Annotated in this window: 2 protein-coding genes; both read right to left on the reverse strand. The window is 74.8% G+C overall.

Going from position 1 to position 1,521, the window contains the following annotated elements:
- Positions 1 to 278: 278 nt before the first annotated feature.
- Positions 279 to 1,031: a sensor domain-containing protein gene (locus tag VR45_RS34760; RefSeq protein WP_052709610.1), complete on the reverse strand. Its 753-nt coding sequence runs from the start codon at positions 1,029 to 1,031 to the stop codon at positions 279 to 281.
- 125 nt (positions 1,032 to 1,156) lie between these two features.
- The coding region (locus VR45_RS34765) for a GNAT family protein (protein WP_045943904.1) at positions 1,157 to 1,521 on the reverse strand (365 nt) is incomplete at its 5' end.

Here is a 1,521-nt window from a genome sequence, read left to right on the forward strand (position 1 = left end):
AGGGCGGCGGCTCCGCCGGGGCAGTCGAGCAGCGGGCCCCGGAGGGCGGCGAGCGCGGCCCGGGTGAGGCCGAAGAGGCCGCAGTACTCGTCCAGCGGACGGGAGGTCACCAGGGCGGCGGCCGGGGCGGGGGAGGTTCGGTCGGCCATCGCGGCCATCCGAACACGGCCCGCCGGGGGCCGCATCCGCAGACGGCCGGCCGGGGATCGGCCGGCCGGGGACGGGGCGGGGAGGAGACGGGACGGGAGGGGCTGGGATCGGGTCGGTGCGTTGGCGGTTCAGCGGCCGAGCAGGCCCCGGGCGGCGAGCCGGTTGACGTCGGTCAGACCGCGCACCAGCTGCGGGGTGACGAAGAGGAACAGCAGGCCGACCAGGCAGACGCCCGCGATCTGCAGCGGCGACTCGATGTAGTAGACGTGGTGGCCGGACCCGTTGGTGAAGTCGAAGAGCCGGTAGCCGGGCCAGTCCGTGTAACGCGGGAACACCCAGTGGTAGACGGGGTAGAGCGCGAGCGTCCAGCCGACGCAGAGGAAGACCAGCGACAGCGTCATGCTGAGGATCGCCCACGGGAACATCACCACCTGGTACAGCACGGCCTTCCAGCCGGCCGCGTCCGCCAGCCGGGCGGTGATGGCGCCCCAGAAGCCGGGGCGGGGCCGGACCGGCTCCGGCCCGGGGACGTCCAGGGCCAGCAGGCCGCGGACCCGGGCCCGCTCCAGCCGGCCGAAGCCCCGGGCCGCGGTGGTCAGACCGGCCAGGATCGGCAGGCCGAGCACCGTCACGAAGGTGCCGAGGCCCAGCGAGAACAGCGTCACGGCGGTGACGAAGCCGACGATCGCCATCGGCAGACCGGTCAGCGTGTAGCCGACCTCCCGGTAGAAGTAGGAGCTGAACGGGGCCCGCCAGGCGTACGGCGGCTCCTCGGTGCGGTGGACGGCGCCGGGTCGGTGGTCGTCGGCGTCGTCCTTGGCGTACCCGGTGCGGCCGTCGTACGCCTCGTGCTCGCTGCGCTGCATGGTGTGGGTGCTCATGGCCGGGTCACGGTCCCTCGGGTCGGTCGCGGTTCGGGCTCGTCGGGCGTCTCCCGCCGACCTCTGAAGCCTGTCAAAACGCGGGTCCGCCGGACATCCGGTTCCCCGGCGAACCGGGGGTGGGGTTATCCCCCCTTTACGGCGCTCCCGGCCGGCGGGTCGTCGGCGAGCAGGGCGTACTGCTGGGCGTCGCGCCAGCCGTCCGGGCCCCGGTAGTCGTGCCGGACCCGCCCCTCCAGCCGGAAGCCCGCCCGCACCAGCACCCGGATCGAGGCGGCGTTGTCGACGTCCACCCGGGCCTCCAGCCGGTGCACGCCGAGCGGGCCGAAGGCGAAGTCGCGCAGCAGCGCGACCAGCTCGCCCGCGTAGCCGGAACCCCAGACGTCGCGACGCAGCGCGTAGCCGATCGTGGCGGCCCCGTACGGGACGAGCCCGAGCGCGGCGTTGCCGATCGGGACGGCGCGGGCCGGGTCGTCGGCGTCGGCACGGC

Origin of the sequence: Streptomyces sp. NRRL S-495 (assembly GCF_000966955.1) — a bacterium.
Lineage (GTDB): Bacteria > Actinomycetota > Actinomycetes > Streptomycetales > Streptomycetaceae > Kitasatospora > Kitasatospora purpeofusca.